Source organism: Pseudoduganella lurida (assembly GCF_007830455.1).
Lineage (GTDB): Bacteria > Pseudomonadota > Gammaproteobacteria > Burkholderiales > Burkholderiaceae_D > Rugamonas > Rugamonas lurida.
This window is the reverse complement of the sequence record NZ_VLLB01000008.1, coordinates 106,535-122,357: the sequence shown is the minus strand read 5'-3', so window position 1 is coordinate 122,357 and position 15,823 is coordinate 106,535. Positions and strand designations below refer to the sequence as shown.

The window sequence follows — 15,823 nt, the reverse complement described above, 5'->3', positions numbered from 1 at the left end:
GCCCGAAGCTTAAGAACCAGTCTACGAAACGCTTCCTACAAGTAACGCCGATCGTCCCAGGAACTTCGCTATTCTCGGGTTCCGCACGGCTTACGGCGAACTCGTGGCCGGCAGGCAGGATGGTGCGCCGAATGGTGTCCCTCGGCTCTGGACAAGCGCAGGAAGCTGATACGCTCTGGAAAGACCTGTTCTCGGCATTGACCGTTGGAGAGGACGACGACGTATTTGCTCGCTGGCTCGAGCATGAAACCCATTCTTGGGTGCCAGGGGAAGCCTGGGAACTCGTACCCATCCCGGCCGACGAGGCAAGACTCGACGCAGCAGACCTTGCGAATGTCCAATTCCTACCGGCCCGACAGCTCGCCCGCGACCTGCGCGCCATCATACAGGCCAAGGACTCAGTGACTCGTCGGCAGTGGACCAGCTTGCTCGAGGCGGTACTCCGCCTCGCCGCCGTCGCCCATGTAGCGTGGCTCTGCGACGTCCAGTCGAGGATGTGGCAGTGCTTGTCCGACGCCCTCGACGCAAAGGGCCCAGTGGGTGAGGCGCAAGCCCGGGAGGCAGTCTTCCCCAAGCATCCACAGTACATGGCGTATGGGGCGAAGGCGCAGCCTGGGCTGAAGGACGGCTTTTCCGGATACCTAGGTGCGCGCTTGGGTATTAACACGGTTCTCTGGTCCCTCCACAAGGCCGGCGTCCCCTATGAAGGTGGCTTTTCCTCCAGCCATGACGTCGCCGTCCTGTGCCAGCATGTCAGGGACAATCGTGCCGCCCTCTCCGCCCTTGAAACCAGGCAGGCGTTCCTCGATATACGCGAGCGGGAAGCCCGGGCGATGAACTGCAAGAAGGGTATCGGGGCAAACATGGTGGAGTTTGCTCGCCACGTGCTCGGCCAACGGGACCCGGCGGAACCGCTCCTGCGCGGCTACGACCAGGGCTACCTGCTGAAGAGAAAAGGTGCGGGCACGTCGAGTCCGTGGGTCGTGTCGCTGGGCCCCGTTGCCGTGCTAGCCCTGGTCCATTGCGCCCTTGCCGGCATGTCCGGGCCTCGTTCGATCCACAGGCTGGGCCAACAACTCGGAGCCTACGGGATCGCGATCGACCGCCATGATATTGCCGGGAACGACCTTGGGCACCAACTGCGGATGCTAGGCCTCGTCCTTGACAGCCCCGATGCCGAAAGCGGCATGTTGCTACTTCCTCCTTTCTCGCCAAGCTACAAATGAACAGACTCGTCGAAACACTCTCGCACATCGTCCAGGCAAAAGTACTGGCCGCGACACTGGGACTTCGCGGTAGGCTGGAATCGCGCTTCATATTCCATGGGCCGCCATTGGAGATGCTCGAACACGTCTTCGAGCAATTGGCTAGGAACGGAGGCATCCTTGTCCCACAACCAGATGGCCAACCACCTACGCTAGTCCCCGTCCTCCTGCAGCTCCCCGCTAGTTCGATCGCGGGCCCGAATCCTCCAATGGGAAGCTCGGGCAGGTGCGACGAGGGCCACCTCCTAGACATCCGCAACGACCCTAGCAATCCAAGCTTCGTGGCACTGGTCCCGCCTGGACAGTACAACAACCGTTCGGTTACCTCGACGACAGAGGAATTCGGCATCGGTCCATCGAATAACAGCGTACATGCGAACTTCGATGACTGGTGGGGGGATTCGCTCGTCCAGGAACTACTGGACAAGGCCCTGCAAGGTGCCCAGTTGGAGCGAGACGCTGGCACGGCGAGGCAACTGGTTGCTGCCGCTGCCGAAGCGGTGGACGACATGGACCAGCACAAGGGTAGCCGCGAGGCGGCATGGCGGCTGCTCTCACGCATATTCTCGATTCCTGGAGAAAATCTTGGATTGGAGCCGGGACAGGCGCTGGCCCTTGCTTGCGGCTTGCCTCCGATGGGCAACGGCAGCGTATCGCGCCAGCAAATGGAGGTCCTTGGCAGGGTCGCGGAAGCGCTGGCCGAGGGCTTCAGGACTGGGACGGAACGCCTCGCTAGCGGGGCGGACGAACCAGTACGGCAAGCGCTCGATGGCTTCCTGGCACACGTCCAGGCAAGGTGCAACGTGCCGACGGCGTTCGACCGCGCGACGCCGGCGTTCTACCTCCCATGCGACGGAGACCGGCTTGAATCCCCCCCGGATTGGTGGACTTGCTTGTCGACGGAGCGCTGGGCCGGACTGATTGCCGACGGGATGGGCGACGACGAGGCTGTCGGCGAGCTATCGATTACGTGCACGAACGCAGTGGTCCCCGCAGCACGCGGCATGCCTGCGATCGTGCAGGATCGGGTCGACCTACTGTTGGCAATCGAAGACCAGGGGACTGGGAAGCCCGTACCGGCAATCCTAGTCGGCGGCTCGCACGGGAAGGAAGGAAAAGCGATCGCGATAGCAGGGAGCATGCATGTAGAGGATGTACCACCGGAAGTTAGGCAAAAATCGCCAATTTCATATAAGATCCAGTCGGATGGGCGCAAGCCAGCCACGGCCAAGGTCATCTCGCTCTCGACGTGGGCCCCGGGGATCGTGGTAACCGCGAGGATGGCGGCCAAACTGTCCCCTCCCAGGAAGCCACGCAATGCTCGCGCTAAGACCGACTGGGAAACCTCCTTCACGCTGCCAGGCGCTGGCCGCTACGAGATACTCTTGCTGGCCCCGCCTGGGACCGACATCGTCGAGGCAGCCTGCATCCCCGACGATGCCACCGAAGTACAGGATGGGGGACGTCGAGCGCTTAGCGTACACGAGGTACGCGATGGCGAATACCAAGTCGAGATCGAGGTGGAAGACAAGTACCAACTCGACGTGGCATTCCGGCGACCCGGCAGCAAGGAAACCGAGACATGCACGTTGCTCGTCACCTGCGAGGAAGCACGGGAGGATGGTTGTCGCAGCGAATTCGAGCGCCTTATAAAGCACAACAGGCAGCATATCGACAGGTTCGAGGGCAAGTCGGTCGTCCAGCTTGACCGCAATGGGCGGCTGTCCAGCCTGCAGGGGTGGCTGCTCGACGAGCGATATGTCGAAAAGTCCTTCATCCCCATCGTGTTGTCAGATGACTACAGTTCCGTATGGGCGCCACCAGACTGGGCTGCCACAGGGGGACCAGTCATGTCCAAGGCCCGGTTCCTACAAGACCCCAGGCCAGATCCATCCCGCTTCTGCCCTCCCCCGGGCTTCGTAAAGGCAAGGAAGGAAATCGCGGCTAGGATCAGGGAGAGCGCCGATGAGTCGAACGGACTAGTTGAATCGTCTCCGCTTGGAAAATGGATCGCGAGGGACGAGGGCTTCCGTTCTCTGGTAGAAACCTACCTCGACAGCTATGCCGGCTGGCTCGCGTCCGACCGCGATATTGCTTGCTGGGTCGATACCATCGCCGTATGCGGTCGCGAGGCTGGGGGAAGGACGCTCGCGCGGATTCCCGATGCCATCATCCTTTCGCCTCTCCATCCACTACGCCTTGCATGGCATTGTCTTGCGCAAGAAGTACTTCACGATGCACTAGAAGACAATATACCTTGCCCGGCCGCGAGCATCCTCGACCCTGACTGCGTGCCCGATATCCTCACCATGTTGCTACAGTCGCCGGGAGCATCGCAAGGGCTTGACCCGGTAGACTTCCTGTCCGTCGAGTGTGATTCCGATTACTGGTCCGTCCTATGGAATGGAAGTCGCTTGGCAGGGCTCCCGACAAGATCACAGCAAGCGCCATTCGATAAGGTCTTCGGCCTGAAGGTCGGCGGTATCTCGGCCGGCTTCAGTCCCGCGCAGGTCGGTCGTGCCATGGATGATGTCAGCGACCTTCTCGCGGCAAAGCCAGTCATCAGCCTCGTCGTTTCCGGCGACGCCGGTACCACAGATGCCTGCAACGCGGGACTAGCGGAATGGTGCACGCGCCGCTTCGGCAGCGACCAGCGCACCGTGTCTAGGCAAGAAATCGGTCCGAGGAAGGTCGAAGTGTACGACACGCGTCCTGCTGGCCTACGTCCTGACCAGGCCACGATCGCCAACCTTTCCGAGGCTACCCTTAACCACGTTCGCTGGTTCGAGAAGCGGCCTGTAGGGGCGCGTCCGGACCTTGGTATTATTGCCCAGCTCGAATCCACGCAGCCCGAGTCAGCCGACGTAGGCATGCGCTCGCCACTGGGATTAGGCGGGCTAGTTCGCCACCGCGTGAGACGCCAGCTAAACGGTTCCTTCCTCAGCGAGTCAAGGCAAGCACGCCAGGCCTCGCAATCCGGCAGTGCTTTGCACGACAAGGTTGCCAACTGCATCCTGAGCCTAGAGGGCAGCTCCGACATGCGCATTGGCCTGCAGTTCGCTCCCGACGTCCATTCCGTGTCGAATATGCTGGAAGAGCACGCTGCAGGCTTCGTCGCGGTATCATCGTCGGCGATCGATCCTGCATGCTTCCTTGGTGGCTGGATTCCTGGCACCTATCTGTGGGACTACGACCTGCCCTCCTACTCCCAACGCGCCGGGGATACCAACGGCTACTACTTGCTATCGCAGGTAAAGGCCGCCGACCGCGAAGCACTAGCCCGCGTGGTGAGGCCCATCCTAGGTGACGCCCCTCTTGACGAGAAGGGACTGGGAGACTTGCTCCTCGAAGTCGCTGGGCGTGGCATACCCACGGTGCGAGGCCTGTCGGGCGACGACACTGGCGCCACGGGCGACCTCGGACTCTTCCTGGCAGCCCGGCTGCTGCAAGACCAGTTCCGTCCTTGCGGCAACGTGGCCAGCTTGCTACCAGTCCTTGCGGGCACGGAGGACGACGCATCGATCGCATTGGTGATCCCGGTCGATCCGTTCCGGGGCTATCTCGCCGACCTCGCACGGTCCCTTGGCAACCATTCCAAGGACTTATCACTATCGCGCCCGGACCTGCTTGTCGTCGGGATACACGTCGGAAAGCACAGTATCCGAATGCATCTAACACCCGTCGAGGTCAAATGCCGGCAAGGTACGACATTGTCGCCTGCCGATGCCAAGGACGCACTCGGGCAGGCAAAGGCACTCTCCTCCCTGCTGCGAGCCATGCAGGAGCGGGCATCCAAATCGGTCGCTTGGAGACTTGCTCTCCAGCACCTGTTGCTATCGATGGTCGGGTTTGGGTTGCGAGTCTATAGCCAGCACCACGTCGTTGCCACCCAACAGAAGCTTTGGGCAACCCTACATGAGCGCATCGCTGCGTCAATTTTCGAGGCAACTCCGTCGAGCATTGGCATCGATGACAGGGGACGGCTCGTGGTGGTAGACGACTCGCCTGAGAGCGCTGCACGCGACAACGACGGGGATGGGCTGGCCGAGACCATCGTCATTTCCGCGCAAGGGGCTAAGGAAATCATCATCGGTGATGCGCAGTCGTTCTACGACAAGGTTCGCGCTCGAGTGAACGACTGGGACTTGCTCCCCAAGGCAGCAATCTTCACCCATGCTAGCGAATCCGCAGGCGAGAAAGCCACGGGTGATCCAGCTCCGCTAGCCGCTGGTACGGGGCCTGCTAGCCAAGCTGCAACGATCGTCAGCGAAAGTCCACCTACGGAGAAAACCGTGCTCCCGGGGCACGCGATTATCAATGAGGAGCCCCTGCAACCCGCATCCGTCCCTTGCACCGGCGTTCGTCTCTCCGTCGGGAAGACGGTAGACGGTTTCGAGGCGAGGCATCTTTCGTTGAACATCTCCGATACCAGGCTAAACCAGCTAAACATTGGGGTGGTCGGCGACCTCGGCACGGGAAAGACCCAGCTCTTGAAGTCGCTTATTTTCCAGATTGCCAGGGCCCGGGACGAAAACCGCGGAACCAAGCCACGCTTGCTTATCTTCGACTACAAACGTGACTACAGCAGCCCGGACTTTGTCGCGGCTACCGGGGCAAAGGTAATCAAGCCTCGGCACCTTCCCCTGAACCTGTTCGATACGACATCGATGGGCGAGTCGTCCGCTCCTTGGCTCGACAGGTTCCGCTTTTTTGCAGACATATTGGACAAGGTATATACGGGTATCGGACCGGTCCAGCGTGACAAGCTCAAGGGGGCAGTACGCAATGCCTATGAATCGTGTGGTCCGCGTGGCGTCCCACCAACCATCTATGACATTCATGCGGAATACCGCGAACTATTAGGGGGCAAGTCGGACTCGCCGATGGCAATCATCGACGACCTCGTGGACATGGAGCTCTTCGAACGAGACCCTGGCAAGACAAAGTCGTTCGACGAATTCATGGATGGGGTCATTGTCATCTCGCTCGACGCGATGGGGCAAGACGACCGTAGCAAAAACTTGCTGGTAGCTATAATGCTAAACATGTTCTACGAGAATATGCTCCGGACGCCAAAGCGCCCTTTCCAGGGAACCGATCCACAGCTCCGCGTAGTCGACTCGTACCTGCTCGTAGACGAGGCAGACAACATCATGCGCTACGAGTTTGACGTGCTACGCAAGCTGCTATTGCAAGGGCGCGAGTTTGGCGCTGGGGTAATCCTTGCGTCGCAGTACCTGCGGCACTTCAAGGCAGGCGGGACTGATTATCGAGAACCCCTGCTCACTTGGTTCATCCATAAGGTGCCGAATGTAGCTGCAGCAGAGCTCGGGGCACTTGGCTTCACGTCCGACCTCGGTGATCTGGCGGAACGGGTAAAGACGTTACCTAACCACCATTGTTTATACAAGTCATTCGACGTGGCAGGCGATGTAATCCGGGGAGCGCCGTTCTATGAAATCGTCGAAGAAAAGTAAACAAGCAGGAGCTGGAGAAGAATAATAGATGGTGGATTCCCTGACCCCAGCACAGCGGTCGGAGCGGATGTCCCGGATCCGCGGCAAGGACAGCCAGCCGGAGCTCGCCTTGCGGCGGGCCCTCCATCGCCTAGGCCTTCGTTATCGGTTGCACAGCAACGACCTGCCTGGCAAACCCGATATGGTCTTTCCACGCCATAAGGCTGTAGTCTTTGTCCACGGCTGCTTTTGGCACAGGCACGAGAATTGCAAGGTAGCAACTACTCCGAAGAGCAACACCGTGTTTTGGATCGAAAAGTTCGAGAAGAACATGCAAAGGGATAGACGCGTCACAGGCCTCCTTAGAGACCTAGGGTGGCGCGTCTTCGTAGTCTGGGAATGCGAGGTAAATCCTAGCAAGACAGCAGACACTGCCCATAGACTTAACTTGGCGATCCGCTCCGGGGAGCTGCCCCCCCTATCATTGCCTAACAACGAAGGCATTCCCAAGTGCATGGATTAGCCAGATCGCTTCGAGACACAATGAAAGTTGAAGCTCGATTAGGCACTTGACTAGTCTGTACCGCTCAATGCCCCATCTGATTTTGATGCGGTGACTTGCCAGATGCTGTTAAATTCATTTCGCATTCGCGTCCAGTGAAATGCAAAAACAATTGTCTCTACCTGAGTACGATTGACGCGGCGAGTATGTTGATTGGCACTGCAGGCTGTGCCAATCATAGGTTTCCCATATTTTGCCGCCATAGTTTAGCCGCTAAAGGGGCGACCCATGTATAACCAGATTTTTTTCACTAACGTGCTCCGCTTGCTGGACATCCTTGGCATGACGAAAAACGATCTAGCCGACCATGCTGGCATCTCGGTTTCGTTCCTCTCCGATCTTACAAACGGCAAGGCAAATCCTTCTCTCAAGATCCTTGAAGCGATCGCCGCCGCGCTGCAAACCTCGCTGCCAGCATTGCTCGAAACCACGGATCTCGATAAAAAGACGCTAGAGTCGCTCGCCGGTGAAACACCTTGGCGGCTTCTTCCTGACGGCTTCATACATGTTTCCGCAATCCTGACCGACTTTCAGGCTTTCACCGTCCGCCAATGGCACGAAGACAACGTCAAAAAAATCGACATCGCGAAAAAGTGACGATCGCCCAGCCGCTCGATACGCGGCGCTTCCGTTAGTTAGCTTCTTCCCTACACACGATTTACCGAAAAACAGTAGCCACCTTTGCGCCAGATCAGCCCGCGCCCACAGTAGCGGTATAGCCTTTGCAATGAAGGCAACCATGCCAACTTTGCAAAGGCGGGCATCATGTCAGACGCAGCAGACATCGCGACGCTGAAGGACCGTGCGAGAGCAAAGCTCGAACGCGACATGGGCCCGCTGCTCATGTCTGCGCTGCACGATCCACGCACCGTCGAGATCATGCTCAACGCCGACGGCAAGCTATGGCAGGAGCGCCTGGGTGAACCAATGCGCTGCATCGGCTCCCTGCGCATGGCGCAGGCAGAAGCCATCATCAAGACCGTCGCCGGCTACCACGGCAAGGAAATCACTCGCACAAAGCCGATCCTCGAAGGTGAGCTGCCGCTCGATGGCTCCCGTTTTGCTGGCCAGCTTCCACCAGTCGTCCTCTCCCCTACTTTCGCGATCCGCAAGAAAGCAATCGGCATCTACACGCTGGATCAGTACGTGGCGGACGGAATCATGACCAGCGACCAGCGCGACATCATCCAGTTCGCTACCGCAGCTCACCGAAACATCCTCGTCACCGGCGGCACCGGATCGGGCAAGACAACTCTCATTAACGCCATCATCCATGACATGGTGGCCACCGACCCGGCCGAGCGAATCTTCATCATCGAAGACACCGGCGAGATCCAGTGCGCCGCAGAGAACTTCGTCCAGTACCACACGTCGATGGATGTGACGATGACTGCGCTGATCCGCACCGCCCTGCGCATGCGCCCCGACCGCATTCTGGTCGGCGAAGTCCGCGGCCCGGAGGCCCTCGATCTCCTGGATGCCTGGAACACCGGACACGAAGGCGGCGCGGCCACCCTGCACGCCAACAACGCCATAGCGGCCCTGCTGCGCCTGAAGTCACTCATCTCGCGCAATCCGTCAGCCCCCGGCGACATCGAGCACCTGATCGGTGAGGTCATCCACCTGATCGTGCATATCAGCCGAACGCCTGAGGGCCGCTTCGTCCAGCAGATCCTGCAGGTCGATGGCTACCGCGACGGGCATTACAACACAACCCCAATGTGAGGAGTCGATCATGAACAAACTTATCCACTCTCATCTGTACAGATCCCGGGTGCAGGTCCACGCAGGCGTGCTGCTCGCCCTGTCCCTCGCGCTGCTGATCTGGTCCCAGCACGCGCATGCGAGCGTTGGCACGGGCGGGTCGCTGCCTTACGAGAGCTGGCTGGAAAACCTGCGCAACTCCGTTACGGGTCCCGTGGCATTCGCCGTCTCGCTCGTGGGCATCGTCATCAGCGGCTCCGTGCTGATCTTCGGCGGTGACCTGAACGCGTTTTTCCGCACGATGATTTTCATCGTGCTGGTCATGGCCCTGATCGTGGGCGCGCAAAACGTGATGAGCACCTTCTTCGCCCGCGGTGCGGAAGTCGCGCAACTGGACCTGCCCGATCAGCCTCACCACGGCATGCCTATCTGGCGGATGGCCTGATCATGTCCCTGCGTGCCATTCCCATCCATCGTGCGGGCAATCGCCCCAGCCTGTTCATGGGGGGCGACCGCGAACTGGTGATGTTCGCGGGTCTCCTGGCATTCGCGCTGGTGTTCAGCGCACAGGAGTTCCGCGCGACGCTGGTCGGACTGGCGCTCTGGTTCGGCGCCCTCTACGGCTGCCGGCTGATGGCCAGGCACGATCCGCAGATGCGGCGCGTCTACCTGCGTCATCGGCGCTATCGCAAATACTATCCGGCGCGCAGCACGCCCTTTCGGAACAACAGCAGCCGCGAGGCGAGGCAATTCAAATGATCGAACCGATCACCTTCGGTGTTTCAGCGCTCGGCACTGCGATGCTTGCGATGCTGTTTGGCCGTGTCCGTGCGGTTGACACCACAGGCAGGCTCGCCAAGCATCGCTCCGGCGAGCCTGCGCTTGCCGATCTGCTGGTCTACGCCGCGATGGTCGACGACGGCATCATCGTCGGCAAGAATGGCTCCTTCATCGCCGCGTGGCTATACGAAGGAGAGGACAATGCCAGCAGCACGGACACCCAGCGAGAGAATATTTCGTTCCGCATCAACCAGGCACTTTCCAGCCTTGGCAGCGGATGGATGGTGCATGTCGATGCAGTGCGCCGGCCAGCTCCTGGCTACATGGAGCCGGCTCGATCGTATTTCCCCGACCCCGTGTCGGCCGCAATCGACGAGGAACGTCGGCGCCTGTTCGAACGGATCGGCACGATGTATGAAGGTTATTTCGTCCTTTCGCTGACCTACTTCCCTCCCCTCCTGGCGCAGAGCCGCTTCGTCGAACTGATGTTCGACGACGAGACCCCCTCGCCCGACAGGCATGTCCGCACGCGGGGCCTGATCGACACATTCCGGCGGGACTGCGCCAGCTTCGAATCACGCCTGTCCGCCAGTATCCGGATGACCCGCCTGGCCGGGCAGGAATTCCAGAACGAGGACGGTACGACCTGTACGTACGACGCACTACTGGGCTGGCTGCAATACTGCATCACCGGCATCCACCAGCCGGTCCAGCTACCCGCGAACCCGATGTACCTGGACGCTGTCCTGGGTGGCCAGGAAGTGTTCGGCGGGGTCGTGCCAAAAATCGGCCGGAAATTCGTGCAGGTGGTGGCGGTCGAAGGCTTCCCGCTCGAATCAACGCCCGGCATGCTCACGGCTCTCGGTGAGCTGGGCTGCGAATACCGCTGGTCGTCACGCTTCATCTTCATGGATGCGGACGAGGCGGCGAATCACCTCGACAAATTCCGCAAGAAATGGAAGCAGAAGATCAGGGGCTTCTTCGACCAGGTGTTCAACACCCACGTCACCTCCGTCAACCAGGACGCGGTGGCAATGGTCGCCGACGCGGAGGCTGCGATTGCGGAAGTCAACAGCAACCTGGTGGCGGAAGGCTTCTACACGAACGTGGTGGTGCTGATGCACGAGAACCGCGAACACCTCGAAGCGGAAGCGCGGAAGATCGAAAAGGCGATCCACCGGCTGGGTTTTGCGACGCGCATCGAGACCATCAACACGATGGACGCATTCCTCGGCAGCCTGCCAGGACACGCGGTGGAGAACGTGCGCCGCCCCCTGATCAACACGATGAACCTGGCCGACCTCCTTCCGACCAGCACCATCTGGACAGGCGACGCCGTGGCTCCCTGCCCGATGTATCCCCCTGCGGCGCCACCACTCATGCATTGCGTGACACATGGTTCGACGCCCTTCCGCTTCAACCTGCACGTTCGCGACCTCGGACATACATTCATGTTCGGCCCGACGCGAGCTGGTAAATCGACTCATCTCGCGCTGATCCTCGCCCAGCTTCGCCGCTACCCGGGAATGACAATCTATGCTTTCGACTACGGCATGGCGCTCTATCCGGTTACCAAGGCCATGGGCGGAAGGCATTTCCGGCTTGCTGGTGACGACGACCGCCTCGCCTTTTGTCCGCTGCAATTCCTGGCGTCGAAGACAGACCGTGCGTGGGCAATGGAATGGATCGACACGATCCTGGCTCTGAATGATGTTCACACGACCGCCGCACAGCGCAACGAGATCGGCAATGCGATCATGAACATGCATGCGAGCGGCGCGCGCACGATGTCGGAATTCTCGCTGACGATCCAGGATGAACAGATCCGCGAAGCACTGCGTCAATACACAGTCGATGGAGCTATGGGCCACCTGCTCGATGCCGAGGAAGACGGGCTGTCGCTGAGCGAGTTCACAACGTTTGAAATCGAGGATCTGATGAGCCTCGGGGACAAATATGCGCTGCCGGTGCTCCTTTACCTGTTTCGTCGCATCCAGCGTGGGCTGCATGGACAGCCGGCAGGCATCATCATCGACGAAGGCTGGATATCGCTCGGCCACCCTGCATTTCGCACTCGTCTCCGCGTGTGGCTCAAGACCCTGGCAAAGGCTAACTGCCTGGTGTTGTTGTCAACTCAAAACATGTCCGACGCTTCCAACTCGGGAATTTTCGACGTGATCCTGGAATCCACTGCGACGAAAATATTCCTGCCAAACGTCTACGCTCGCGACGAGGATGCCACGGCCCTGTACCGCCGCATGGGCCTGAACGACCGGCAGATCGAGATCATCGCCACGGCAACGCCCAAGCGGCAGTACTACCTGGTCTCAGAAAGCGGGCGAAGGCTGTACGACCTGGCCCTCGGGCCCCTGACGCTGGCGTTCGCCGGCGCGACCGACAAGGACTCCATCGCGCAGATCCAGGCGCTGGAGGCGAAGCACGGCAATGACTGGATCCACGCATGGCTTGCTTTGCGCGGCCTGTCCCTCGACCACTTCGGAGCGGCATCATGAATGCACCCATGTTCCTGAAACGGCTGATCGCCCGCGAAAATCCTGCGCTGGTGGAAGGTGGACGCCGCGAGGGGGAAAACGACAATCCGTACCTGTCCGCCCGGCGGACATGGAACGAACACGTCGGCGGCGTCGTGGCAGCGCGGCGCAACTGGCAGCTGCTGTGCATCCTGTCCCTTCTCGTCGCCCTGGCGGCGGTCGGGGGCATGATACACATCGGCAGCCAGACCCGTTTCGTGCCTTATGTGGTCCAGGTGGACAGGCTTGGCCAGCCCCTGGCGGTGGCGCCGGCGCAGAAAGCCGCGCCGGCAGACCCGCGCGTGATCCACGCGGCGGTGGCCGCCTTCATTGGCGACATCCGTCTCGTCACACCCGATATCGCCCTGCAGCGCAAGGCCGTCTTCCGGGTGTATGCGATGCTCGCGCCGAACGATCCCGCGACAGCCCGGGCGAACGAATGGCTCAACGGAAGCGAGGAGAACAGCCCCTTCCGTCGGGCTGCAAATGAGACCGCCAGTACCGAAATCGTCTCCGTGCTGCCGCAGACCGCCGACACGTGGCAGGTCGACTGGACGGAGACGGTCCGTGATCGCCAGGGTGTGGTGAAGGGCAAGCCGTACCAGATGCGCGCACTGGTGACGGTGTACACGACGGCGCCAACGCCGAGCACTACGGAAGAGGATATCCGCAACAACCCGCTCGGCATCCACGTGCGCGACTTCTCCTGGTCCAAGCTCCTGTGAAGGAAGGCTGCGATGAAACCTGCTCCTTTGATCCAAACCGTAGCGGCGTTGCTGGCTACGCTGTCCGTCTGCGGAATCGCCAGCGCGGTTCCGCCTGAAAAATCCCTGGCGGACCAGTACTTCAATACGAAAAGCCCGCGGCTGACGCAGTCCGAACAGGACGCGCTGTCGATCTCCCAGCAGTGGCGTGGCGGTGGCCCCGGCTCGAGGCCGGTCGCCGGCACTGACGGCACCATCCGCTACCTGTACGGAGCGCAGCAGCCAAGCATCGTCTGCGCGGTGCTGCAGGTGTGCGATGTCGAGCTGCAGGCTGGCGAGCAGGTGAACTCGATCCACCTGGGCGACACGGCACGCTGGCTGGTCGAACCGGCGATCACCGGCAGCGGCGCGGCGGAGGTCCAGCACCTGATCATCAAGCCGATGGACGTTGCCCTGGAGACGTCCCTGATCGTGACAACGAACCGCCGCACCTATCACTTCCGGCTGCGCTCCCATCGCACGGAGTTCATGGCGCGAGTCGCATTCACCTACGCCGACGAGGCCGCGGCAAAGTGGGAGGCCCTGCGCCAGCGCGAAGCCAAGGTAAAAGAGGACCGCACGATTCCGCAAACGGGCGAGTATCTGGGCGACCTGAGTTTCAGCTACACGATCGGCGGCAGCGCGTCGTGGAAGCCGGTGCGGGTCTACAACGACGGCAGCAAGACTGTTATCCAGATGGCCCGCGCGATGGCCCAGACAGAAGCGCCCACGCTGCTGGTCGTCCGCAAGGATGGCGGCTGGTTTTCCGATGCCGAGACGGTGCTGGTGAACTATCGTGTGCAAGGCGACCGCTACATCGTCGACACGGTGTTCGACAAGGCGATCCTGGTCGCTGGCGTCGGCGATGGCCAGCAGCGCATTACGATCACACGGGAGAAGTGATCATGCGCACACTGTCAGTCATCGTGGTGCTGCTGGTGACATCCGCATGCACCACTACGCCTGTTGCGAACAACGAACTGGATGACGCAGTGCTGCCAGGCACCGTGGACGCACGGCAGCTCGCCGCCGACGCGGCGAAGCAGTTGCAGGCCTACTATCCGGCGGCGAGCACCCGTTTCGCGCTGCGCCAGCGCGCTGACGCGGGCTTTCCCGGTACATTGGCAGAGGCACTGCGTGCCGCCGGCTACGAGCTCCGTGAAATTCCGCCTGCATCGTCGGCCGGCACCGGTGCAGCCGACGCACGGCAAGGCATGCCAGCAGACGCCGCTCCTGCCGACATACCTGTCCGGTATCTACTGGGCACTGTCGATCAGAACGGTGCCTATTACCTGACGCTGGATGCGGGGCACCACCGCATCAGCCGCGCTTACGTACTGCACCAAGATACGCTACGGCCGACAGGCGCCTGGCTGCATGGAGAGCTGCCATGAGCGCCACCCCGGTCAATCCATCGGAGATGTCCCCCGACCATTCGCCGCGCAGGATCCCGGCCCGGACCGGGGTTCGCCGCGTCAACAATCTTCCCGTCTATATCGTCGGTGGACTGCTTGCCATCTTCCTGACGATCATGGCAACGGTGGCGGCGGACCGCGCCGAAAAGCAGGCCAGGCCCCCGGAGCCGGCCCAGGTCAGGACAGGCAACACGAAATCGCTCGCGGACCAGCTAGCTGGGCCCGTGAAGGACGGCCAGGTGGCTGCCACTGCACCAGCCACGAGGCCCGTCATTCCTCCGGAGCCTTCGCAGCCGGCGCCAGTACAGGCCGAGAACCTGGACGCGCCACCGCTGCCGCCCGGGGCCAGGCCGCTATCGACCGATCCGGCTGGAGACGAGTTGCGCACCCGATTGCGCAGCGAAAAAATCCACCAGTTCGAGGAGGCCGTGAAGGCGCGCACCACCGTGCAGGCCACCGCACCACGCAGCGCCGCCTCCTCGAAAGCCACGGGACCGCAATCGATGGCTCCCCTGACACGCGATGACGCCGTCGCGCGCATCGACGCTGTGCAGCAGCAGATCGATGCCCAGATGCGGGAAGATCCGGCCGCACAGTTCCAGGCCAGGCTGCAGCAGATACGTGCCGCCGGTGTCGTGCCCGCGGACGCGGGGGCACAGGGACTGGCTCCCGACCAGGCGCCAGCCGTAACACGGCGCAGCGACTACAGCCAGTTCTCCGGCTCCGGCGCAAAAGATCGCTGGCAGCATGACCAGGTCGTGGAAGCCCCACGCTCCCCGTACGAGTTGCGGGCCGGCTTCGTCATCCCGGCGATCCTCATCTCCGGCATCAATTCCGACCTGCCGGGTTTCATCATCGGCCAGGTGAGCCAGGACGTCTTCGATACCGCCACCGGCCGCTGGAAACTGGTTCCCCAAGGATCACGGCTGGTCGGCCGGTACTCCAGTGACGTCGCCTATGGACAGGCGCGTGTGCTGGTCGCGTGGCAGCGCATCATCTTCCCCGACGGGAAGGCTCTCGACCTGGACGCGTTGCCGGGTGCCGATGGCGCGGGCTACGCCGGTTTCACGGACAGGACCAACAACCATTACTTCCGCATCTTCGGATCGGCGCTGCTCATGTCCGGTGTCACTGCCGGCATCGCCATCAGCCAGCCCGATGCCACGTACAACGACCGCCAGAGCGCGCGCAGCGCCATGAGTGAAGCGCTGGGGCAGCAACTTGGAATGGCGACTGCGCAGATGATCGCCAAGAACATGAGCATCGCGCCGACGCTGGAGATCCGGCCAGGCTACCGGTTCAACGTCGTCGTCACGAAAGACCTGACGTTCTCGAAACCGTACCGCCCGTTCGATTATTGAGCGGCC

Annotated in this window: 12 protein-coding genes; all 12 read left to right on the top strand. The window is 61.3% G+C overall.

Features of this window, described 5'->3' with window-relative positions; genetic code table 11:
• Window positions 1-131: 131 nt before the first annotated feature.
• The gene (locus tag IP91_RS20445) at window positions 132-1,226 is read left to right on the top strand and encodes a hypothetical protein (RefSeq protein WP_229474734.1); all 1,095 of its coding nucleotides are present in this window, start codon (window positions 132-134) and stop codon (window positions 1,224-1,226) included.
• Complete coding sequence (locus tag IP91_RS20440) at window positions 1,223-6,742, top strand: ATP-binding protein (protein WP_145651408.1); 5,520 nt, start codon at window positions 1,223-1,225, stop codon at window positions 6,740-6,742. The genes IP91_RS20445 and IP91_RS20440 overlap by 4 nt, the downstream gene beginning before the upstream one ends.
• Window positions 6,743-6,770: 28 nt before the next feature.
• Window positions 6,771-7,244 carry a very short patch repair endonuclease gene (locus IP91_RS20435; RefSeq protein WP_145651406.1) on the top strand — a complete coding sequence of 158 codons (474 nt, stop codon included), beginning with the start codon at window positions 6,771-6,773 and terminating at the stop codon, window positions 7,242-7,244.
• Between the two features lie 267 nt (window positions 7,245-7,511).
• Window positions 7,512-7,880: a transcriptional regulator gene (locus IP91_RS20430; RefSeq protein WP_145651404.1), complete on the top strand. Its 369-nt coding sequence runs from the start codon at window positions 7,512-7,514 to the stop codon at window positions 7,878-7,880.
• 168 nt (window positions 7,881-8,048) lie between these two features.
• A complete protein-coding gene (gene trbB / locus IP91_RS20425) occupies window positions 8,049-9,008 on the top strand; it encodes a P-type conjugative transfer ATPase TrbB (protein ID WP_145651403.1) in 960 nt (319 codons plus the stop codon).
• Between the two features lie 10 nt (window positions 9,009-9,018).
• On the top strand, window positions 9,019-9,432 hold the full coding sequence (gene trbC / locus IP91_RS20420; protein WP_145651401.1) for a conjugal transfer system pilin TrbC: 414 nt from the start codon (window positions 9,019-9,021) through the stop codon (window positions 9,430-9,432).
• A gap of 2 nt (window positions 9,433-9,434) precedes the next feature.
• Window positions 9,435-9,746 carry a conjugal transfer protein TrbD gene (locus IP91_RS20415; protein WP_145651399.1) on the top strand — a complete coding sequence of 104 codons (312 nt, stop codon included), beginning with the start codon at window positions 9,435-9,437 and terminating at the stop codon, window positions 9,744-9,746.
• Window positions 9,743-12,280, top strand: coding sequence for a VirB4 family type IV secretion/conjugal transfer ATPase (locus tag IP91_RS20410; RefSeq protein WP_145651397.1), 2,538 nt, complete (start codon window positions 9,743-9,745; stop codon window positions 12,278-12,280). Before IP91_RS20415 ends, IP91_RS20410 begins: the two co-directional genes overlap by 4 nt.
• Complete coding sequence (locus tag IP91_RS20405; protein ID WP_145651395.1) at window positions 12,277-13,023, top strand: conjugal transfer protein TrbF; 747 nt, start codon at window positions 12,277-12,279, stop codon at window positions 13,021-13,023. The genes IP91_RS20410 and IP91_RS20405 overlap by 4 nt, the downstream gene beginning before the upstream one ends.
• Window positions 13,024-13,035: 12 nt before the next feature.
• Window positions 13,036-13,944, top strand: a complete 909-nt coding sequence (gene trbG, locus IP91_RS20400) for a P-type conjugative transfer protein TrbG (protein WP_199754670.1) — start codon at window positions 13,036-13,038, stop codon at window positions 13,942-13,944.
• 2 nt (window positions 13,945-13,946) lie between these two features.
• Window positions 13,947-14,435 (top strand): conjugal transfer lipoprotein TrbH, encoded by a 489-nt coding sequence (locus tag IP91_RS20395; RefSeq protein WP_145651393.1) that lies wholly within the window; start codon window positions 13,947-13,949, stop codon window positions 14,433-14,435.
• Window positions 14,432-15,817 carry a TrbI/VirB10 family protein gene (locus IP91_RS20390; RefSeq protein WP_229474732.1) on the top strand — a complete coding sequence of 462 codons (1,386 nt, stop codon included), beginning with the start codon at window positions 14,432-14,434 and terminating at the stop codon, window positions 15,815-15,817. The genes IP91_RS20395 and IP91_RS20390 overlap by 4 nt, the downstream gene beginning before the upstream one ends.
• Window positions 15,818-15,823 lie beyond the last annotated feature (6 nt).